The organism is Lacinutrix sp. Hel_I_90 (genome assembly GCF_000934685.1).
Classification (GTDB): domain Bacteria; phylum Bacteroidota; class Bacteroidia; order Flavobacteriales; family Flavobacteriaceae; genus Lacinutrix.
On record NZ_JYNQ01000001.1, the window covers coordinates 1782213 to 1803644 of the forward strand.

The 21432-nt window shown below is 34.8% G+C and carries 15 protein-coding genes; 9 read left to right on the forward strand and 6 right to left on the reverse strand.

What is annotated here, in order from left to right; genetic code table 11:
* Positions 1 to 191 precede the first annotated feature (191 nt).
* Together GQ46_RS07965 and GQ46_RS07970 are read left to right on the forward strand one after the other, a co-directional pair.
* Positions 192 to 3716, forward strand: a complete 3525-nt coding sequence (locus GQ46_RS07965) for a protein O-mannosyl-transferase family (RefSeq protein WP_044400249.1) — start codon at positions 192 to 194, stop codon at positions 3714 to 3716.
* A 3-nt stretch (positions 3717 to 3719) separates the two neighbouring features.
* Positions 3720 to 4370, forward strand: a complete 651-nt coding sequence (locus GQ46_RS07970) for a polysaccharide deacetylase family protein (RefSeq protein WP_044400252.1) — start codon at positions 3720 to 3722, stop codon at positions 4368 to 4370.
* On the opposite strand, the gene GQ46_RS07975 is transcribed toward GQ46_RS07970, so the two are convergent.
* The 5 genes from GQ46_RS07975 to GQ46_RS07995 all read right to left on the reverse strand — a co-directional run bounded on the left by GQ46_RS07975 (position 4367) and on the right by GQ46_RS07995 (position 11567).
* A complete protein-coding gene (locus tag GQ46_RS07975; RefSeq protein ID WP_044400255.1) occupies positions 4367 to 4663 on the reverse strand; it encodes a co-chaperone YbbN in 297 nt (98 codons plus the stop codon). The two genes, GQ46_RS07970 and GQ46_RS07975, sit on opposite strands and share 4 nt — an antisense overlap.
* Before the next feature lie 75 nt (positions 4664 to 4738).
* Positions 4739 to 5968, reverse strand: a complete 1230-nt coding sequence (locus GQ46_RS07980) for a metallophosphoesterase (RefSeq protein ID WP_044400258.1) — start codon at positions 5966 to 5968, stop codon at positions 4739 to 4741.
* 41 nt (positions 5969 to 6009) lie between these two features.
* Positions 6010 to 8478, reverse strand: coding sequence for a glycoside hydrolase family 2 protein (locus GQ46_RS07985; protein WP_044400261.1), 2469 nt, complete (start codon positions 8476 to 8478; stop codon positions 6010 to 6012).
* Entirely contained in the window at positions 8471 to 9199 is a 729-nt protein-coding gene (locus tag GQ46_RS07990) for a copper homeostasis protein CutC (protein ID WP_044400264.1), read from the reverse strand. The genes GQ46_RS07985 and GQ46_RS07990 overlap by 8 nt, the downstream gene beginning before the upstream one ends.
* Before the next feature lie 94 nt (positions 9200 to 9293).
* A complete protein-coding gene (locus GQ46_RS07995) occupies positions 9294 to 11567 on the reverse strand; it encodes a family 20 glycosylhydrolase (protein WP_044400267.1) in 2274 nt (757 codons plus the stop codon).
* Between the two features lie 42 nt (positions 11568 to 11609).
* Here GQ46_RS07995 and GQ46_RS08000 point away from each other — a divergent pair, with 42 nt between their 5' ends.
* The 6 genes from GQ46_RS08000 to GQ46_RS08025 all read left to right on the forward strand — a co-directional run bounded on the left by GQ46_RS08000 (position 11610) and on the right by GQ46_RS08025 (position 19217).
* On the forward strand, positions 11610 to 14540 hold the full coding sequence (locus GQ46_RS08000) for a GH92 family glycosyl hydrolase (RefSeq protein WP_044400270.1): 2931 nt from the start codon (positions 11610 to 11612) through the stop codon (positions 14538 to 14540).
* A gap of 86 nt (positions 14541 to 14626) precedes the next feature.
* Positions 14627 to 16294 carry an MFS transporter gene (locus tag GQ46_RS08005; RefSeq protein WP_044400273.1) on the forward strand — a complete coding sequence of 556 codons (1668 nt, stop codon included), beginning with the start codon at positions 14627 to 14629 and terminating at the stop codon, positions 16292 to 16294.
* A gap of 302 nt (positions 16295 to 16596) precedes the next feature.
* Entirely contained in the window at positions 16597 to 17148 is a 552-nt protein-coding gene (locus tag GQ46_RS08010) for a hypothetical protein (protein ID WP_156133122.1), read from the forward strand.
* Between the two features lie 202 nt (positions 17149 to 17350).
* Positions 17351 to 17821, forward strand: coding sequence for a hypothetical protein (locus GQ46_RS08015; protein ID WP_156133123.1), 471 nt, complete (start codon positions 17351 to 17353; stop codon positions 17819 to 17821).
* The gene (locus GQ46_RS08020) at positions 17800 to 18579 is read left to right on the forward strand and encodes a sensor histidine kinase (protein WP_044400282.1); all 780 of its coding nucleotides are present in this window, start codon (positions 17800 to 17802) and stop codon (positions 18577 to 18579) included. Before GQ46_RS08015 ends, GQ46_RS08020 begins: the two co-directional genes overlap by 22 nt.
* Positions 18576 to 19217 carry a response regulator transcription factor gene (locus GQ46_RS08025; RefSeq protein ID WP_044400285.1) on the forward strand — a complete coding sequence of 214 codons (642 nt, stop codon included), beginning with the start codon at positions 18576 to 18578 and terminating at the stop codon, positions 19215 to 19217. Before GQ46_RS08020 ends, GQ46_RS08025 begins: the two co-directional genes overlap by 4 nt.
* A 543-nt stretch (positions 19218 to 19760) precedes the next feature.
* On the opposite strand, the gene GQ46_RS08030 is transcribed toward GQ46_RS08025, so the two are convergent.
* Entirely contained in the window at positions 19761 to 20108 is a 348-nt protein-coding gene (locus GQ46_RS08030; RefSeq protein WP_044400288.1) for a hypothetical protein, read from the reverse strand.
* Between the two features lie 276 nt (positions 20109 to 20384).
* Between GQ46_RS08030 and GQ46_RS08035 the strand changes: the two genes are divergently transcribed.
* Complete coding sequence (locus tag GQ46_RS08035) at positions 20385 to 21392, forward strand: isoaspartyl peptidase/L-asparaginase family protein (protein WP_044400291.1); 1008 nt, start codon at positions 20385 to 20387, stop codon at positions 21390 to 21392.
* The last annotated feature ends 40 nt before the right edge of the window (positions 21393 to 21432 follow it).

Consider the following 21432-nt stretch of genomic DNA (forward strand, 5'->3'; position numbering starts at 1 on the left):
AAATTTAAAACAAAGTTTTATTTTCGCAACTATTTTTGCATAAAATAATGAATAAAAAAAAACGTTTTCAAAAAAAGATTTTTAATCATAAGAAAATCAGTGCTTAAGAGAATAAAAGCTGTTAATAAAACTTTAATATGCTCTTTTGATAATAATTAGTAAATTCGCCATTGTAATAAACACACTACTTTATGACATCATTCAACTTTAAAAAATGGAATAACCTCTTAGGTTGGTTCGCTTTTTTAATTGCTTTAATCACCTATAGTTTAACTGTAGAGCCAACCGTAAGTTATTGGGATTCTGGCGAATACATACTCACCTCCGCAAAGCTTCAAGTGGGACACCCTCCTGGAGCGCCATTGTTTCAAATGCTAGGTGCCTTCTTTTCAACTTTTGCCATAGAATCACAATATGTTGGTTTAATGTTAAATATGGTAAGTGCTGTTTGTAGTGCCTTTGCTATTTTATTTATGTTTTGGAGTATTTCATTATTACTTCAAAAAGTTATTGGAGATGAAACTTATACTGGAGCTAAAGCTCAGGCTATTTTAGGCAGTGCATTGGTTGGGAGCTTAGCCTTTACCTTTACCGATTCTTTCTGGTTTAACGCCGTAGAGACCGAAGTATACGCCATGGCCACACTTATTATGGCTATTCTTTTCTATCTGGGATTACGTTGGGAACGCGAGATGCATTTACCACGTGGCAACCGTTGGTTAATTTTAATTGCCTTCGTTATAGGCCTCTCATTTGGTGTTCACTTTATGGGGTTATTAACCATTCCTGCCATTGGACTAATCTATTATTTTAAACATTATAAACAAGTTACCGTCCTAAACTTCATCGTAGCAAATATTGTTTCAGTTGCTGTTTTATTATTTGTTTTTAAATTATTAGCCCCTAATATTCTGAGATTTTTTAGTGCCTTAGAGATTTTCTTTGTCAATAGTATTGGCTTGCCTTTTAATTCAGGATCTATTATCGCTGGTATTTTGTTGGTGGCGCTTATATACTTCAGTTTGAAATACACCAAAGACAAAGGCTATAAGCATATTAATACTGGTATCTTATGTTTAACTTTTGTGATTATTGGCTTTTCGACATGGATTATGCTGCCTATTCGTGCGAACGCCAATGTCGTTATTAATGAAAACAATCCTTCTAGTGCGAGAGAGCTACTAGCCTACTATAATCTAGAGCAATATCCAGAAACGCATCTCTTTTACGGTGCCTTATTTACAGATGACTATGCCCCTTTAAATGCTGATAAAGAAGAAGCTTATATTGACGACAAACCCAAATATGAAAAAGATGAGAAGTCTGGTAAATATATAGTGGTTAACGATTATAAGAATGCGCGACAAAACGCAAATAACGATCATAAAGCTATTTTACCAAGAATGTGGAGTCGTGAAAATGCTGAAAAATACATGATGTTTTCAGGCTTTTTAGATTATAATTTACGAGAGGAATTTATTATTGATCCTTTTACAGAAAAGAAAATAGCAACGTTTATCTCCAAATACCAGAACAGCGAATTAAGCGAAAACGAGTACGATCGTTTTATGGCGGAGTATGGTGATAAATTAAACACGTATTTAAGCGAAAGTGTTCAAAAAGACATCGCCTTTATTAACCAATATAAAAATGAAGTTGCCCAAGGTAATGTAGATTATGAAGGCTATCACAACTTCTTAAAACGCTACGGACAAGAATACTTAGACGTTGAAAAACCCTCATTAGCAAGTAACATCGTTTACATGTTCCAGTATCAGCTAGGTTATATGTACTGGCGTTATTTTATGTGGAACTTTACTGGAAGACAAGATGATATTCAAGGTGAATACAATAATCACGGTAACTGGATTAGTGGGATACCATTTATTGATGAAATGCATTTAGGGCAAACCCAAAACAATTTACCTAGTGATGTAAAAAACAATAAAGCGCGGAATACTTATTATTTCTTTCCGCTTATTTTAGGCCTTATTGGCTTATTCTTTCTATTCAATAAAGACAAAAAAACATTTTGGGTGTTGCTGGTGTTCTTCTTGTTTACAGGAGTCGCTATTCAAGTGTATACTAACGTCAGACCTTTTGAACCTCGCGAACGTGACTACTCAGTCGTTGGTTCGTTTTATGTCTTTGCCATTTGGATTGGGTTTAGTGTCTATGCTATTTTTGACTTGATGAAGAATAAGATAAAAACACCTTTACTGCCAACAGCAATTACTTTGGTTTGTTTATTGATTGCGCCACTAATTTTAGCCGTAAACAATTGGGACGACCATGACCGCTCTGGTAAATATACTGCCAGGTCTATGGCGAAAAAATATCTTGATTCCTGTGCAGAAAACGCCATTTTATTTTCTATTGGTGATAACGACACCTTTGCATTATGGTATGCTCAGGAAATAGAAGGCTATCGTACAGATGTGCGTGTGGTAAACACAAGCTTGTTTCAAACCGATTGGTATATCGATCAAATGAAACGGAAGGCTTATGAAAGCGACCCAATACCATCACAATTAACTCATGATCAATACAAGTTTGGTACGCGAGATTATATTATGAAACGTACCTACTATATGGATCCAAAAACGGAAGAGCCAAAACCTACTTTTCCTAGAGATACCTTACTCATAAGTGACTTTATGGATTTTGTATCTAGCGACAATCCAAAAACGAAATTTAAATATATTTTAAAATTACAAGATGAGGACCCAGACAGGTATCCAACACAATTACAGAATACCAACTATTTTCCTGTGGAAAACATTCGCATTCCTGTTAATAAAGAAAATGCTTTAAAATATGGTCTAGTAAAGCCTGAAGACGCAGATAAAATCGTAGAGCATATTGATATAAAAATTAAAGAAAATGCCATTTATAAACAGCGTTTATTAATGCTTGATATTGTCGCAAACAACGATTGGATACGTCCAATTTATTTTACTGGTGGTGCCTTTGGTGACGACGATTATATCTGGATGAAAGATTACCTTCAATTAGATGGAATGACCTACAAACTAGTCCCTATAAGAACACCAACCGATCGCGCCAACCCTTTTGATATGGGACGCGTAGATAGTGAGTTGATGTATAATAAAGTAAAAAACTGGGATTGGGGAAATAGCGGTAGTGACGCTATTTATCACGATCCAGAAACCCGTAAAAATGCGATCAGTTACAGAGGCAATTTAGCGCGATTAATAGAAACCTTAATCAACGAGAAGAAACTGGACAAAGCTGAAGAGATCGCAGATATTGCCATGGAAAACATGCCTGTAGATAAGTTTGGATATTATACTTTATTAGAGCCTTATATTAGTGCCTATTACGAAACTGGCGCAAAGGATAAAGCAAGACAATTATTTAAGAAGGTTTCTGTTAAATACCAAGAAAAACTAAAATATTATCACGGTTTAACTGAAGTAAACCAAATGAAATACGGACAAGAAATCTATAATGATATTGAGCAGTACAAAGCATTAATCATGGTGCTTGCAAGATATGATGAAGAGTTCGCCGAAAAGGAGTTTATGACCTTTAATAATTATCAGAAAATGTTCTTATCACTTTTTGGTGGTGAAGCAGAAGCGCCCAAACAGCAAGACAAGGATTTGGAGCGTGCCGTGGAAGAAATTATTAAAGAAAATATAAAAGACAGTATTCAGGACAGTATAGTTCCTGTAGATATTATTGAAGACTAAAGTATGCGGTTTGCTCCTGTTAAAATACCACAACTTGTAAAACGAATTTTCCCAAACTATGTTTGGGATTTTTCGTCTAAAGACAAGGTGATTTATCTTACCTTTGATGATGGCCCGACTCCGGAAATCACACTATGGACTTTAAACACACTTAAAAAATACAATGCGAAAGCTACTTTTTTTTGCATAGGTAATAATGTAAAAAAACACCCTGAACTATTTAAAGCTATTTTAGCAGATAATCACAGTATTGGTAACCACACTTGCGACCATTTAAAAGGTTGGAAGACTACAACAGAAGTCTATCTGGAGAATGTCAAGCTAGCGCATGATATCATCACAACCCAATTAGAAAATAGCCAAATCGAGCTTCGCTTATTCAGACCACCTTTTGGACAAATAAAAAGCAGCCAAGGGGATGCTTTACTAAAACTAGGGTATACAATAATCATGTGGAGTGTAATTACATTCGACTGGGAACAGGAAATAACCAAGGCGCAATGTCTTAAAAACGCGATTTCAAAAACTGAAAAAGGAGATATCGTCGTCTTTCACGACAGCATTAAAGCCTCAAAAAATATGATGTACACGCTACCTAAGTTCTTGGACTATTTTAGTAAAAAAGGGTATCGTTTTAAAGCTATTGAAGCTTAAATAAATTGTTTTACGATGCCAATTAAAGTATTGGCATCTTGTTCGCCACTTTGGCGCCATTTCATCTCTCCATTTTTATAGATAATGAGTGTTGGAAGGCCTTTAACTCTTAGCGCTTCACATAATTCTTTATTCTTATCAACATCAATTTTAATCACTTTAGCCTTATCGCCAAGTGCAGCAGCAACATCACGGAGTACGGGATGCATTGCTGTAGATTGTTCATTCCATTCGGTAAAAAAGTCTAGCAGAACAGGAATATTAACATCAATTAATTCACCAAATTTTGACATTATTTAAAGTATTTATTCAAACTTGTTAATGTAAATCTACAATTTTTTAACAACTTACGGTTTATCCGCTTCATTTTAAGCTTCTTTAGATCCTTTTTTAAGTTCTATTACGGTTATTTCTGGCCAAATACCCACTCTTCCAGGGTACGCTAAGTAGCCAAACCCACGATTAACATTAATATACTGTCCTTTTTCTTCATAAATTCCTGCCCAATGTTTATAACGCCATTCTACAGGGCTCCATTTAATCCAACCTGGAATCTCAATACCAAACTGCATCCCATGGGTATGGCCGCTTAACGTTAAATGATAATGGTATTGGTCATCAATAACTTCTGCCTCCCAATGTGATGGATCATGACTCAAGAGTATTTTAAAATCGTCTGCCTTTATGTTTTCAGTAGCTTTACGGAGATCTCCCGCTTTTTTAAAGCCTCCTTTTCCCCAATTCTCGACACCAACTATGGCTATTCTTTGTCCGTCTTTTTCAATAAAGCGGCTTTCATTGAGCATTAAATCGAAACCTATTTCTTTTTGAATACTATATAATTCTTCAAGATTTTTTTGTTTTAAAGCATCTGAATCCCAATTTACATAATCCCCATAATCGTGATTTCCTAAAACAGAAAAAATGCCATCCTTAGCCTTTAACTTAGTAAACGTTTCTTTCCAAGGAATCATTTCTGCTGCAAAATTATTCACCAGATCTCCTGTAAATAAAATAGCATCACTTTCTTGTTCATTTACCAAGTCTACAGCATATTCAATCTTCTTTTTATTATCAAAACTACCCGAATGAATATCACTCAACTGCGTTATTTTATAACCATCGAATGCTTCTGGCAAATCTTCAAAATGTAAGGTATACTTCAATACTTTAAAATTATAGCGTCCTTGAATCATCCCGTATAAAAGTGAGCCAAAAGGAAGCGCCGCTAAGCCTAGTGCTACAGTACTTATAAACTTTCTTCTTGAGGGTAGGTAGAAGTCTTTTTCAGTACTAAAAAACTTATAATAAGCCCCCATTACAAAACGAAGGATATCTTCAGCAAATAAAATAAGAGTTATAACAATATTTAGTGCTACAAAAGCCAACAAAACGCCAAACGCATAACTTTTTACTCCTGTAATGACACGACCTTCTGAAGCTATTGAAAACTGGTAAATAAAATTACCCGCAACAATCACTGCTAGAATTACAAAAATATAATTTAACCAAATAGACTTGCCTATGGTTTTTATAGCTTGAAAGCCGTAAACCGTAAACAAAATATAAAACGCACTAAAAATAGTCCAACGTAGCATGGGTACTTTTTTATACAAAGGTATTGATTGTTCTCACGAACTTATCTTAGTAATTTGTTAAACGTTTTGATTTTTAAATATTTGAGCTGGAGGGCTTTTGTTTTAAAATAAATCACCTTAGTTTCATTTGGAAGTAAGTCGAAAAAATTATCACTAAAATGACCTTTAGATTCTGATATTAAAAACACGTCTTTTTGAAGTGCTTTTGAGTACAATTCAATAGAAAAACCATCTGTAGTCTTCGTTATTTTTTGCTGAATGTCAGCTTTAGATAATTTTAAATCTTTTGGTTTTACCAGGTAAAACAGACGCTTTTTATTTTGAAATTCTGAAACCACAACAACTTCTGAGGCCTTTAAATTCAGTGCTTTTAAATTTATTTCAGTTTGCAATGCACTTACTAATGGCTTAACACCTATAACTTTTGAAAAGGCATACAGTTCATTTCCCTTAAAATCTAAAATTCTAGTTTTTAAAGTTCCGTTTTCTGGTTTTAAATTATCATTTACAACATAGGTTTTTAAAATATCGTTTTGCACTCTTAACGAGACCAAAACATTGTCAAAACTATGTTTTGCTTTATAATGTAGTGCTTTCCAGTTACCCATAAAATCGATACTTGACCATGACGCTACCGGCCAACAATCGTTCAACTGCCAATAGAGCGTTCCCATAGTGTATGGTTTTGCTCTTCTTTGCGCCTCAATACCCATAGTGATGCCGTGCGCTTGCAATAATTGACTCACATAAACATAATCTTCATCGTTAGTTGGTACTGGGAAATCACGTGCCATATAATTTTCAATAATTGAAAAGCCACGCGCATGTTTTTGGTGTGTTGAAAATGCCGGAGAGGCAATCGAAATACTGTCATTAGCATTAATAAACTTTATCGCCTCGTAACTAGGGAAGGATTGAAACCCAAACTCACTCATAAAACGCGGCACATTATCCTGTAAATGTTCAAAGGGGTATTCGTCATGCCAGATGCCCCAGTCGTGCGCATCACCTTCCGTTTTGTATTTCGGATTCCCCCGACCATAACTTGGAGAACTTTCCCAATACGGCGTACTTGTATTGCTAGCGACTATTTCAGGTAATATACTATCAAATAACTTTAAGTAATTATTCCATATTTCTGCTCTCTCTTCTTCCCCCCTATTACTTTGCCATCCCCAACGCCTCCAACCTTCACTGCTTTCATTATTACCACACCACAAGGCGATACTGGCGTGGTTTCGTAAACGTTTTACTTGTTGCTCGGCTTCTATTTTTACGTTTTCTAAAAACGCTTCATCACCAGGATACATAGCACAGGCGAACATAAAATCTTGCCAAACTAAAATGCCTTTTTCGTCACATAAATCATAAAAAATATCACGTTCATAAATGCCACCACCCCAAACACGAAGCATATTCATATTGGCTTCTACAACAGCGCTTAATAGGGTTTCATAATGGTCCTTTTTTACTTGATTTTGAAAACTGTTTTGCGGAATATAATTAGCGCCTTTTGCATAAACGGGAACCTCATTCACTTTAAAATAAAACGAGGCACCAATACTGTCTTTTTCGGTAACTAATTCAATGGTTCGCAATCCCTTTTTTACACTAATGCTGTCTAAAATTTGATTTCCTTTTTTGACGACACATTTTACATCGTATAAATAAGGTGCTCCAATGTTATGTGGCCACCATTTTTTTGGGTTTTTAATTTGGAAAGGAAATCTAGTAGACTTGTCTTTAGCCTCATCATATTGTATTAATTCTAAGGTGTCGTTTATGTAAAACTCATAGGTTAATCGGTCTTCAATTACTGTTTTATAGCTTATCCGAAAAATCAAATCAGCAACGGAATCATTTAAAACGGATTGTTCTACGTAAAAATTTTCTATTTTATAATCATCCCAAGCAATCAATTCAATAGGCTCAGAAATTCCCATCGTATTAAATTGCGGTCCCCAATCCCAACCGTATTGAAACTGAGGTTTTCTAGTAAATACGCGGTTTCCTTCTGGCAACTCATAGGACAATCTTGCCTTCTCTTTTTCTTCAGCAATTGAAGTGCTTTTAAAAACCACTCTTAACTCATTTTCGTCTTTTAAAAATGACTTTACATCTACTTTATAACCTCTAAAAGCATTCTTAGTTTCTAAAATTAAACTATCGTTTAAATAAACACTGGCATAGGTATCTAATCCTTTAAAATTAAGTTCTAAATGTTTTTTTAACAGAATTTTGTCGGTAACACTAAAAGTGGTTTTATACGCCCAGTCTTCTTTAGAAACCCACTGTAAGTCTAACTCATTATTACCAACGAAGGGGGCTTCAATAATTTTATTTCTAAACAAATCCATATGAACTTCTCCTGGCACTTCGGCCGTTAACCAAGAGGTGTCTTTGACGTTTTTAAAAGTCCAGTCTTTAGAAAGTTCTACAGTTATTGGAGTATTCCCTCTTTTGCAAGAAAAGCAAACAAGAAGCAATACAAACACCAAAATTCTATTCATTTATAAGTTGACTTAAAAGTTGTTTTATTTTTTTTGTATCTGAAAGCGCACGATGTGTTTCATTAAAATGGGAGGGGCTATTCATTGAGATTTGTGGTTCATTATTTACTTTTTCAAGTTGCGTTAAAGACGCATGAATCTCCTTAAATCCTGCCTTTTTAAATAGCATTGCGTTTTCTACAGAAATACCTCCGCCAGGGAGAATACTTATTCTGCCCTTTGCTTTTTCTTTTAGTTTTTTAAGTTGAAGCAATCCTTTTTCAGCTGAACTATTTTGCCCTGAGGTAAGTATCCGCTGAGCTCCAAGAGCTATTAATTGCATCATGGCTTCTTCTGGATTCGGTACCCAATCGAAAGCGCGATGAAAAGTGAATGTTAAAGGTTCTGAAAGTGCTATTAATTCTTCTGTTCTTTTTAAATCTATGGTATTATCTGCATTCAAAACGCCTGAAACAATACCAGAAACGCCCAATGTTTTGGAGAGTTCGATATTGGTTTTCATAATCTCAAATTCATCCTCAGAATACGTGAAATTTCCACTTCTTGGCCGAATTAAAACCCCAGTTTCAATAGTCAAGGTTTCTATCACTTTTTTAAGTAAACCATAACTTGGTGTGATGCCACCAATGGCTAATTCGCAACATAATTCTATACGATGAGCACCTGCTTCTTGAGCGTTTTTTGCCGACTGGTATGAGTTGGCACAAATTTCTAATTTCATTCTTTTATATTTCCGTAAAGACGGACCTCTATTTAATTAGTTTTCGTCTTCCCAAGTAGATGTTTCGTCCGGTGCAGAATGACACAACTATAATTTATTTCACTATAATCTCATCAATAAAAGTCCATGCTTTGTTTCCTGCACCTTGCAATCCTTCTGCAATTATACCGTAATTTGGGATGACTAATTTGATAAATCTAGTTTTAATAGCCCTATTTAATTTAGCTTGAACAATAGTTTCTTTAGAATTTAATAGGATCGTTTCATTGATCCCCGTTTCAATATCAAAGTAAATAGCAACATATTCTGGCGCATAAATCCACTGTCCATTACCATTATAGAAACGTGTTTCTATGGATTCTATTTCAGTTAACTCGCCTAAATCAATTACAATTTCTATAGTGTCTCCCCAAAACCCCACCCATTCTTTATCTCCAAAACGCGTATCACTCCCTTGAATACCGTTAATTAAGCCGTTTGCGCCACTCCCAGAATAAGCGGTATGCGGCGTTTTATCTATGGTAATTTTCTTTCCAACGGCTTTATGAAAATTAATAGTTTCAGAAAAGTTGGTACCTAGTTGTTTTTTAGCATCAAATACCGCTGCTTTAATTGTCGTAGTTTCAGTAATAGGAAGGGGCCCTTCGTAGCGTTTTGAATTTACATCTGGCACACTGCCATCCAAAGTATACCGAATACTCTTCTCTTTTAATCGTGTTTTTAAAGCATAACTTAAAGCGTTTTTAGTAGACATTAATGCGCCTTCAATGTCATACAAATGATTGGCATAATTAACATCCAACGCCTGCAATCTTTTATTAAAATTCTCAACACGAGATACAAAATCATCATAATCCTTATTTTCATTTCCAGACCAAACGACTTCGCTCATGGCCAAAATACGTGGAAAAACCATATACTCCACTTGCCCTTCTGTTTGCATGTATTCTGTCCAAACATTGCCTTGAGCACCAATAATATATTTTGCCTCTTCTTTAGTTAATCCTTCTGGGACTGGATTAAAATAATACACGGTCTCTAATGGCAAAAAGCCACCAATAGCCATTGGTTCATTGTTGTTTATAGATTGGTAGTAATCAAAATAGCTATGTGATGTCGGACTCATAATTACATGATGCTTTTCTTTGGCTGCCTTAATTGCGTTTTCGTTTCCTCGCCAGGACATTACTGTCGCGTTGGGTGCTAGACCACCTTCCAAAATTTCATCCCAACCTATAATTTGTCTGTCTTTAGCATTCAAATAGGTCTCCATTCTTGAAATAAAATAGCTTTGTAACTCCTGTTCGTTTTTTAATCCTTCGGTTTTAATTCGTTGTTGACACACCTTACATGACTTCCATTGTGTTTTAGGTGCTTCATCACCACCAATGTGAATATATTTACTTGGAAACAACTCTAAAACCTCATCCAAAACAGATTCTAAAAAAGTGAAGGTTTCTTCTTTTGTACAATAAATATCCTCAAAAACGCCCCAAAGCTTAGCCACTTCTATTGGTTCTCCAGAACAACCTAATTCTGGATAGGCTGCTATAGCGGCCTGCGAATGTCCAGGCATTTCTATTTCTGGAATCACCGTAATCTGTCTTGATTTTGCAAAGTTTACAATATCTTTAACCTCTTCCTGCGTGTAAACACCGCCATATTTTTCACCATCAAATCGATGCGGTTGATCACTATAGTGCCCGACTAAGGTTTCGTCTCTAAAAGCGGCAATCGTATTAAGTTTTGGGTACTTTTTAATTTCGATTCTCCAGCCTTGATCATCCGTTAAATGCCAGTGAAAAGTATTCATTTTTAACATTGCCAAGGCAGCAATGTATTTTTTAATAAATGACACAGGAAACCTATGTCGTGAGACATCTAAGTGCATCCCACGGTATTGAAACCTCGGTGCATCTTCAATTTTTAAACACAGAATAGCGAATTGTTTTTTTTTAGTGCTTTTGTTTTCAAAAGTTACAGGTAATAATTGCCTCAAAGACTGCACTGCATAAAAGGCACCTTTATCACTATTGGTTCTTATCGCAATACATTTAGGTGTAATTTGAAGTACATAGCCTTCTTTATTCTTAATCGCTTTATCTTTTATAAAACGAATTTTATTCGATGGTCCGCTTCCACCCTTTATAATGGGATTTATAAAGTCTTTAAGGAAATTAACGGCAACACTAAATTCGCTATTAGACTCTATTTCTGTGTTAGCATTTAAAATAAATTGACCTTCAGTAATATCCAGACGTAAGGGTGCTGGAATTATTTGAGGAACACGAGGTTTAACCACTTCTTTAGAACAACTTAAAATTGAACTTATAATTATAAAAACAGTTACCAGTTTAGCGAATTGCATTTAAGTATATTAGAGGCATTAAATTTAGTAATCTATTTCTTAATGAGACTTAAAACCCTAATCCTTTTTAGTTTATTTATAGTTTTCCATTCTTGTAAAAATAAAGTAGAAAACACTCCGGCTTTAAAAGACAAAGCCTTGATTTCTTATGTCAATCCGTTTATTGGCACTGGTGGACATGGTCACACCTATCCTGGTGCGACGCTGCCTTTTGGGATGATGCAGTTGAGTCCAGACACGCGTTTGGAGGGATGGGATGGCTGCTCTGGCTATCATTACAGTGACACCTATATTTACGGGTTTTCACATACGCATCTAAGTGGTACAGGCGTTAGCGATTATGGTGATATTCTTTTAATGCCAACAAACGACACTTTTTTTAATAATGGCGCTGATGGCAAAAAAGGATACCGCTCACATTTTTCACACGATAATGAAATTGCAGAACCAGGTTACTATAAAGTGCATTTAGATGCGACAGAAATTGACGTAGAATTGACGGTTTTAAAGCGCAGTGGCATTCATAAATATGAATTTCCCTCGGCAGAAAATCAAATCGTGATTTTGGATTTGGAACATAGAGATCAATTATTATCTGCTAATATTGAAAGGGTATCAACTACAGAAATTAAAGGTCATCGTCATTCTAAAGCCTGGGCCATCAATCAAATGCTATTTTTTAACATTCAATTTTCTCATCCTTTAGTAAACGAAGAGGGCTTTGGAAAAGCAGCTCACAAAGAAAAGGCATATTTTAAATTCAATAATCCTAACAACGAGCCAGTTTTTATTAAAATAGGTATCTCTGCAGTAGATGAAGCAGGCGCTCGGAAAAACGTAACCCAAGAAATAGGCAACAAAACCTTTGAAGAAGTAAAAGAAGAAGCACAAAACATTTGGGAAAAGCAACTCGCAAAAATAGTAGTGGAAAGTAATAACGAAGACTACAAAACCAATTTCTATACGTCTTTATATCACGTGTCAATTGCTCCGAACCTATATCAAGACGTTGATGGACGGTATCGCGGTATGGATTTAGAAATCCACAAAACAACAAATTTCGAGTATTACACCGTGTTTTCACTTTGGGATACCTATCGCGCTGCACATCCTTTATATACCATTATTGAACAAGACAGAACCAACGATTTCATCAATACCTTTTTGGCAAAACACGATGAAGGTGGCATCATGCCCATTTGGGATTTAAGCGCCAATTATACGGGATGTATGATTGGTTATCACGCCGTACCCGTGATTGCCGATGCGTATTTAAAAGGGATTCGCGGTTATGATGCCGAAAAGGCTCTAAAAGCAATGACGCACTCAGCCACACAGAATAAATTAGGTTTACAAAGCTATAAAACACTTGGTTTTATTCCTGTGGAAGAAGAAAGTGAATCGGTTTCTAAAACATTGGAATATGCTTATGATGATTGGACCATTGCACAAATGGCAAAAGCTATGAAGCAAGAGACTGTTTATGAAACCTACTCAAAACGCGCTCAGAATTATAAAAATATTTTTGATCCGGAAACCCAATTTATGCGCGGTCGTTTTCGCAATACCTGGTTTAAGCCTTTTGACCCCTACGAAGTGAATTTTAATTATACCGAAGCCAATGCCTGGCAATACAGTTTTTATGTGCCACAAGACCTTTCTGGATTTATTAATTTACTTGGAGGAAAACAAAAACTCGAATCAAAGTTAGACGCATTGTTTACCGCCCAGGCCACAACTTCTGGTAGAGATCAGGCAGATATTACCGGGTTAATTGGGCAATATGCACATGGTAATGAACCTAGTCATCACATGGCTTATTTGTATAATTTCGTAAACAAACCGCATAAAACACAGGAAAAAGTACATCAAATTTTAACGGAGCTTTATACTAATTCACCGGATGGTATTTCTGGAAATGAAGATTGCGGACAAATGAGCGCTTGGTATATTTTTAGCGCTCTTGGTTTTTATCCAGTCACACCAGCAAGTAATACTTATATTATTGGCACGCCCTTATTTGATAGGGCTACTATACATTTAGAAAATGGAAAACAGTTTACTGTTTCAACTGACAACCTCAGCGACTCCAACAAATATATTGCCTCAGCGACTTTAAATGGGCAAGCGCTTAACCAGTCTTATATTTCTCATAACGCTATTATGGAAGGCGGAACACTTCATTTTAAAATGACTAATTCTCCTTCAGATTGGGCAACAAATTTAGGTAGCGCACCAACAACCGAAATAACTGAACATTTAATTGTCTCTTCTCCTTTTATTGCAAAAGGTGATGTTGCATTTAAAGTAGAAACTGAAATTGTTTTAGACAATGCCGATAAGGACGCTTCGATTTTTTACAGATTAGGCGATAAAGGTGAATTCAAAAAGTATGAAAACGCTTTTAGCATTGACCATGCTACGACACTCTCTGTTTATTCAGAAAAAAAAGGCGCTAAAAGCAAGACCATAACTACAGATTTTTTCAAAATTGATCCAAATCTATCAATCACTTTAGAAACAAAATATGCCAATCAATACAATGCTGGTGGGAATGATGCTTTAATTGATGGTATTCTTGGTACCCGAGATTTTAGAACAGGTACCTGGCAAGGGTATTCAGATCAAGATCTTATAGCGACGGTTGATTTAGGCAGTTTAAAACCAGTGAGTAGTGTTTCAGTGCGTTTTTTACAAGATCAACGCTCATGGATTTTCTATCCCACAGAAGTCTTGTGCTTAGTTTCAAAAGACGGTAAAAATTTTAAAACTTTAGAAAGCAAAATTAAAATTGACACTGTAAAACCTTCAGAAACTATTGCCATTAAAACCATTGAATTTAAGCAATCACCAATACCATATCGCTACGTTAAGATAATTGCGAAAAAATTAGGCACCCTCCCAGAATGGCACTTAGGACATAAGCATGAGGGGAGAAGTTGGTTATTTGTTGATGAAATCAGTATAAAATAAAAACCATACAATAACTATACATTAGACAATTAATGATCTACTAACGCATTTTTTAATTACATTTAGTGCAACTAATTAACAAAACAATGTCAAATCAAAACAACAAATCGGCCTTAACAACTTTAGTTACGGTATTCTTTTTCTGGGGATTTATAGCCGCTTCCAATGGCGTATTCATTCCTTTTTGTAAAACGTATTTTGAAATCGATCAATTTCAATCGCAACTGGTTGATTTCGCTTTTTATTTCGCCTACTTTCTAGGTGCTCTATTTTTATTTATCTCGTCAAGTTCAATAAAAAAAGACATTTTAAATACCATAGGTTATAAAAAAGGAATTATTTACGGCCTTTTAATTTCAGCTTTAGGCGCATTAGCTATGTATCCTGCAATAGCAGGTGCAGAACAAGGTCAAACACATATATTCTATTATGTATTAATTGCTCTATTTGTTGTCGGTCTTGGTTTTTCATTACAACAAACAGCCGCAAATCCTTTTGCTGTAGCTTTAGGCGACCCAAAAACAGGCTCGCATCGATTAAATTTAGCTGGTGGTATAAATTCATTTGGTACTACAATAGGTCCAATTGTAGTAGCTTTGGTTATTTTTGGTTCAACACCTTTGTCTGGTGATGAATTAACTGCGATGATAAAGAATAACGAAATTAAATTAACCACTATTCAAGCCTTATATTTAGGTGTTGGTATTTTATTTTTATTGGCTGCAGCCTTATTTCATTTTTCAAAAAAACTCCCTGCACTAAAAAACGATACACCTTTTGAACCTGCTAATAAAGCTCGTAATTTATTAATTCTTTTAGCAATTGTAGTCATTGGATGTTTTGGTTATATTTTTAGTACTTATGCAGGCGAAGCAATAAATGATGAGAAAGTAGAAAATACGCGTTTAGTATTACTATTTATTTCTCTTTTTGCTGTTGTAGCCTCTGTTATTATAGCAAATACTAACGCCAAAAAAAACAATGTTGGTTGGGGCGCCATGAAATACCCGCAATTGGTTTTAGGGATGTTGGCTATTTTTTGCTACGTTGGTGTAGAGGTTACTATACAAAGTAATCTGGGGGAACTTCTAAAGCAAGTGGCAGATAAAGCTGCTAATTTAAATCCGCTGGGTTTACCTGTTCTCGATGATGCCAAAATAGCACCTTACATTTCATTGTATTGGGGTGGATTGATGATTGGACGCTGGGTTGGCGCTATTACCGTTTTTAATCCCAGCAAAGGATTGAAAAAAGCACTATTAATTATTGTTCCATACGTTGCTTTTGGTGTTATTTTATTGGTGAATTTTGGAAAGTACTCTACAAACGAAATTTTACTGTTCTGCGTTTGCGTTGCTATACAGATTGCAGGTTTCTTTTTAGCGAAAGATAATCCTGTAAAAACGCTTAAAATATTTGCTTTTTTAGGTGTTTTGGGTATGTTAATTGGCTTATTTACTTCAGGGAATTTAGCGTTATTCGCCTTTTTATCTGGTGGCTTGTTTTGCTCAATCATGTGGCCATGTATTTTTACTTTAAGTATTGCTGGTTTGGGAAAATACACCTCCCAAGGTTCAGCCTTTTTAATTATGATGATTCTTGGCGGGGCTATTATACCTCCGTTACAAGGTAAAATTGCAGACATCTTTAGTATTCAATCGTCGTATTGGGTTGCTGTTATGTGCTTTGTTTATTTATTATTCTATTCCTTTAGAACCAAAACCGTTTTAGACAAGCAGGGTGTACTCTATTAGTTTTAAAATAATTACACGATTATAAACAAAAAGACTCGCTTAAAAGCGAGTCTTTTTGTTTAGCACTGATTAACTTTTGGGTCATTTAACCCTAAAAATTAAGGTCATACCGCTTTAGACATAATCTTAAAGGAATTGTTTCTTTGCTCTAGAAATAAAAACTATTTTTAATTTTTCAATTAACATTTATAAACATTATGCTTTCAACCATTTTATTAATTATTATTTTAGTTTTATTCGGGCTCTACATTTACAAATATCCACCTAAATCCGCAGCTCTAACATCTAACAATACTATTTGTATGGACTACTCTAACGTTAATATGAACCAGTTAGAGGTCGATTTAGTACGCAACATGATAAGTGGTTATAAAGACTATCAAAAACGATATATCGATTCTGCTAGTAATTTGGATGATGCACACTCTATCTGGTTTGACTTAGAAACACTTAAAGCGTTTATCTATCACGTAGAATACCAAACGAAGCAAAATACTAATGTTATAGCCAAGCCTAAATTAGGGCTTCGCATTCACTATTCGCGCTATCCTGAATTTAAAACTTGGAAAGACCACAGCGATTTAAATGATTTAGCACAGGACCCTTTAGGGAAACAATATGGAGAACGCCATACACTCGTTATTATACCAACTATAAAACGTAAAGACGGTAAAAATGTAAATTTCAACCCTCTAGACACCACCACATATGCTAACGGAATGCCTTTTGATTACCCTGGTACACCGTCTACAACTACAGTGCCTTCTTTTGGAGGAATAAACGCCAAAGGCAATGATTCTAGTGGATCTACTGGGTCTCAAAATCATGGAGGATTATACCCACCACACTCTTAATCGTGAGTTTAATTTTTAATATAAGATGAAAGAAATTCATTCATTTTTAAACAACTTATTATTAGCCACTCATTTTTTATCAGTATTAATAAGCATTATTTATCTATTAAAACTCAAGAAAAGTTATTGGAAATGGTTTTCTATCTATCTAATAATCATATTTTTTCAAGAGTTTTTCTGGAAAAATAATGCTGATATTGATATGAAATATCGTCAAGCATATTACATTTTTGTAGGTATACCTCTCGAATTCATATTCTTGTATTGGCTTTATGCTTTTAAATCGCTTAAAAAGAAAACGCTATTTATTATATCTGTTTCCATCTACGTAACAACCCTAGTTGGCTTTACATTTATTAAAGAGTTAAATGAATTACCTTCTTTAAGTATTAATATTGGTTCAACAATTCTTATAGGCTTACTGATATTAGAATTTATAAAGCAAATAAAAACTGATGATATTCTTAAGTTTAAAGAAAATAAAATGTTCTATGTTAATGTAGGCTTAGTGTTATTTTATGTAGGCAGCTATCCTTATCATGTATTTAGCCGAGAACTATACGAAAATTACAATGACGTTTGGAATGTTTACTATATTTATTTCCTTATAACCAATTGCACCATGTATTTATTATTTTCAGCATCATTCATATGGGGGAAAACACAATCATAATTTCATTAATTTTATTTAATATATTTTTTCTAGCCTTTATCGCTGGAATTATCATTTTTATACGAGAATACCGTATAAAAAAGAAAGCACATGTTAAAGAAATACATACCATAGACGAAACGCATAAACGGGAACTGCTAGAAACACAAGTAGAAATACAGACCCAAACCATGCAATACATTGGGCAAGAAATACACGATAATATTGGCCAAAAACTGACACTAGCTAGTTTATACACCCAACAATTAGCGTTTGAAAACAAAGCCCCACAGGTTAATAAAAATATAGAAAATATTGGTGACATTATAAATGAGTCTCTGACTGAGCTTAGACAACTTTCTAAATCTTTAACCGATAACACTATTGAAACACTTACCATTTCTGAATTGATAGTTCGTGAATGCAAAAAGATTAACGCGATAAAACAGTGTGACGCTCATTTTTCAAATAACACAAAAGTTAATATCAAATCCTATCAAATAAAAAGTATCGTCTTTAGAATAACTCAGGAGTTTTTACAGAACAGCATTAAACATGCTCATTGTAAAAATATTTTTGTTTCATTAGAAAATACAGATAAAACCATCCAATTAGTGCTTAAAGATGACGGAAAAGGATTTAATATGGATACTTTACATGCTAATGGCATTGGTTTAAAAAACATGAAAAAAAGAACAGAGTTAATAGGTGGAACATTTAAATTAGAGAGCGAAAACCTTAAAGGAACCAAATTAACTATAGATATCCCTCATAAATGAAACGTACTATTGTAATTGTTGATGACCATGTTTTAATAGCAAATGCATTAAGCAGCATTATTTCAAATTTTAGTCAATTTGAAGTCTTATATGTCTGTGAAAACGGAAACGATTTTCAAGAAAAATTAAAAACAAAAGCCATTCCCGATATTGTATTATTAGATGTTAGTATGCCTGTTATGAATGGTTTTGAAACAGCAAAGTGGTTAAAAGAAACCCATCCTAATATTTTAATAATGGCTTTAAGTATGCAAGATGATGAGCAAAGCTTAATTAAAATGATTAAAAACGGGGCAAAAGGTTATATGCTAAAAAACGTACATCCTAAAGAACTAGAAAATGCACTTAATAGTGTTGTTCAAAAGGGACATTACTTTCCTGAATGGGCCGCAAGTAAAATTTTTACAAGCATGAATGATGACAATATCGATGCAAAATTGAAACTGAAAATATCTGACCGTGAGATTGAATTTCTTAAGTACACCACTAGCGAAATGACCTATAAAGAAATATCAGAAAAAATGTTTTGTAGTCCTAGAACTGTTGAAAACTATAGAGACAGTTTATTTGAAAAACTCGAACTAAAAACTAGAGTAGGCTTAGCTGTATATGCTCTAAAAAATGGCTATTCAGAATAACCATACTCTTTTTAAGTAAACCTTTTAAATTAAAAAGACCCTCTAAAAACCAGTCTAAATGGCCTTTTTGATTCTTTACATTTAATCTTCAATAATCCCTAAAGGAAATTCTACTTTCACAATCGTCAACCCTTTAAACATATTGCACACGCTAAGGAAAAAAACTGCTGTATCGTGCTCTTCTATCTCGTCATTTACACCGTCTCCCTAATGAAAAGAAAAGCAAGGTATAACATCTTCTCGATCTGTGTTTATTGCGCTTAATTCGCAGCGCTCTATAAAAGGGTCTAGACAATTTTGATTACTTTTAATTATATTGTTTTGCCTTGCCCCTTTCAGTAAGCCCATCGCTTAGCGTTTCAGCACCCTACTTACATCCCATCCAGCCGTAACCACAATCTTGATCTAGATAAAGATTAGGAAGACCCATAACAGCGTATAACAATTTCTTTTTACAGGTTTTTTGCCCCAGTTTTTTGTAATTCAGAACAAAAAAAAAGACGCCTCATTTCTAATGCGTCTTTTTTTTTATTCTAATGATTCTTAAAATGTTTTAGTAACACCTACACTGGTTACCTTATCATCCCAGTCATGCTTAACAGTATAGCTAATTGATTTTGGCGGCTTACCTTTTGCCGTAGCACCTTCATCGTCTACATCAACATTTACTTTCCACTCATTATCAATAGCCGTTTTTACTGTCTGTGCTAAACTTTTTAGAAAAGAATCTGGATATTTGTCTAGACATTTTTCTTCTATTGTAGTCAGCTTTAAATTATTAGTGATAAAGCATTTTGGTGAGTCTACTAATTTGTTCACTTCTGTCACGTACTCGTTTTTTAAAGTTTCTAATCTTTCTTTTACTTGGTAAATTTGATTGTTTAAATCCATTGTTTTAAATTTTAAATTATTAATTAATAGTGTACTTCGAAATACTGAGACAAAAGTCTACAAATAAGGCTGATACAACCACAGTCGTTTAACGCTAAAAAGGAAAAAACAAAACCTTAAACACCTAGGTTGTTTAACGTATTGAGAGTAACATTGGTTTCTATAAGTCTACTTTTGTAAGAATTTGAATTGAAAAGTATATCTTGTTGAACGAGACACTAGAATAAGATTTATGCTCGTAAAATTTCGGGCAAAAGAAATAAAAAACCACTTTTTATGAAACGCAGACATTTTCTTAAAAACGCATCACTTACAAGTGTTGGCCTAGCCGTTGGAAGCACCTTAACGGGGTGTACTGATGCCGCTACAACCAAATCTAAAATTTCTGAAGAAAAACCACCCATGACTATGAACAAAAAACCCATTGCTATTTGTACCTGGGGATTTGTAGCTGCTAATGCAAAAGCAGGAGAAGCTCTATCCAAAGGCATTACAGCTTTAGACGCTGCTATTGAAGGCGTTGCCATTGAAGAAGAAAACATAAAAAATACAACTGTTGGTAAAGGTGGTGCACCAGACCGAGAAGGCAATGTGACTTTAGATGCTTGTGTAATGGATAGTAATGGTGATTGTGGCGCAGTCGTTTGTGTTGAAAACATTACTAATGTTGCTGCCTTAGCAAAGCAGGTTATGACAGAAACACCACATGTTATGCTCGCTGGAGAAGGCGCTGAAGCATTTGCCTATTCACAAGGGTTTAAAAAAGAAAAACTGCTTACCGAAGCCTCTAAGAAAGCTTGGGAAGCTTGGTTAAAATCACCCGAGTATAAGCCCATAATAAATATAGAAAACCATGATACCATTGGCATGCTCACCATGGATAACAATGGCGATATTGCCGGTACCTGTACAACTTCTGGTTTGTCTTATAAAATGAAAGGCCGCGTAGGCGATTCGCCAATTATAGGTTCAGGCTTGTTTATAGACAATACTATTGGCGGCGCAACGGCAACAGGCATGGGCGAAGAGGTAATGAAAACAGTTGGTAGTTTTTTAATTGTTGAACTCATGCGCAATGGGATGTCTCCACAAGCCGCTTGTGAAGAAGCTGTAAATCGTATCGTTTCTAAAAATGACCGGTATAAAGATTTCCAGATCGCCTATATCGCCATGAATAAAGCTGGCGAAACGGGTGCCTATTGTATCCATGAAGGCTTTACCTATATGAAGTTTCAGGATGGGAAGAATGAAAACATACCTTCAGATTTTTACCATAAAAGCTAAAAAAACAATGCGTTTTTTTAATAACTTTCTTTAATTCATG

Coding starts and splice junctions, on each gene's coding strand:
- GQ46_RS08000 (WP_044400270.1), top strand. CDS start 11,610: ATGAGACTTAAAACCCTAATCCTTTTTAGTTTATTTATAGTTTTCCAT.
- GQ46_RS07995 (WP_044400267.1), bottom strand. CDS start 11,567: ATGCAATTCGCTAAACTGGTAACTGTTTTTATAATTATAAGTTCAATT.
- GQ46_RS08010 (WP_156133122.1), top strand. CDS start 16,597: ATGGACTACTCTAACGTTAATATGAACCAGTTAGAGGTCGATTTAGTA.
- GQ46_RS07965 (WP_044400249.1), top strand. CDS start 192: ATGACATCATTCAACTTTAAAAAATGGAATAACCTCTTAGGTTGGTTC.
- GQ46_RS07990 (WP_044400264.1), bottom strand. CDS start 9,199: ATGAAATTAGAAATTTGTGCCAACTCATACCAGTCGGCAAAAAACGCT.
- GQ46_RS08020 (WP_044400282.1), top strand. CDS start 17,800: ATGGGGGAAAACACAATCATAATTTCATTAATTTTATTTAATATATTT.
- GQ46_RS07985 (WP_044400261.1), bottom strand. CDS start 8,478: ATGAATAGAATTTTGGTGTTTGTATTGCTTCTTGTTTGCTTTTCTTGC.
- GQ46_RS08025 (WP_044400285.1), top strand. CDS start 18,576: ATGAAACGTACTATTGTAATTGTTGATGACCATGTTTTAATAGCAAAT.
- GQ46_RS07980 (WP_044400258.1), bottom strand. CDS start 5,968: ATGCTACGTTGGACTATTTTTAGTGCGTTTTATATTTTGTTTACGGTT.
- GQ46_RS07970 (WP_044400252.1), top strand. CDS start 3,720: ATGCGGTTTGCTCCTGTTAAAATACCACAACTTGTAAAACGAATTTTC.
- GQ46_RS08035 (WP_044400291.1), top strand. CDS start 20,385: ATGAAACGCAGACATTTTCTTAAAAACGCATCACTTACAAGTGTTGGC.
- GQ46_RS07975 (WP_044400255.1), bottom strand. CDS start 4,663: ATGTCAAAATTTGGTGAATTAATTGATGTTAATATTCCTGTTCTGCTA.
- GQ46_RS08005 (WP_044400273.1), top strand. CDS start 14,627: ATGTCAAATCAAAACAACAAATCGGCCTTAACAACTTTAGTTACGGTA.
- GQ46_RS08015 (WP_156133123.1), top strand. CDS start 17,351: ATGAAATATCGTCAAGCATATTACATTTTTGTAGGTATACCTCTCGAA.
- GQ46_RS08030 (WP_044400288.1), bottom strand. CDS start 20,108: ATGGATTTAAACAATCAAATTTACCAAGTAAAAGAAAGATTAGAAACT.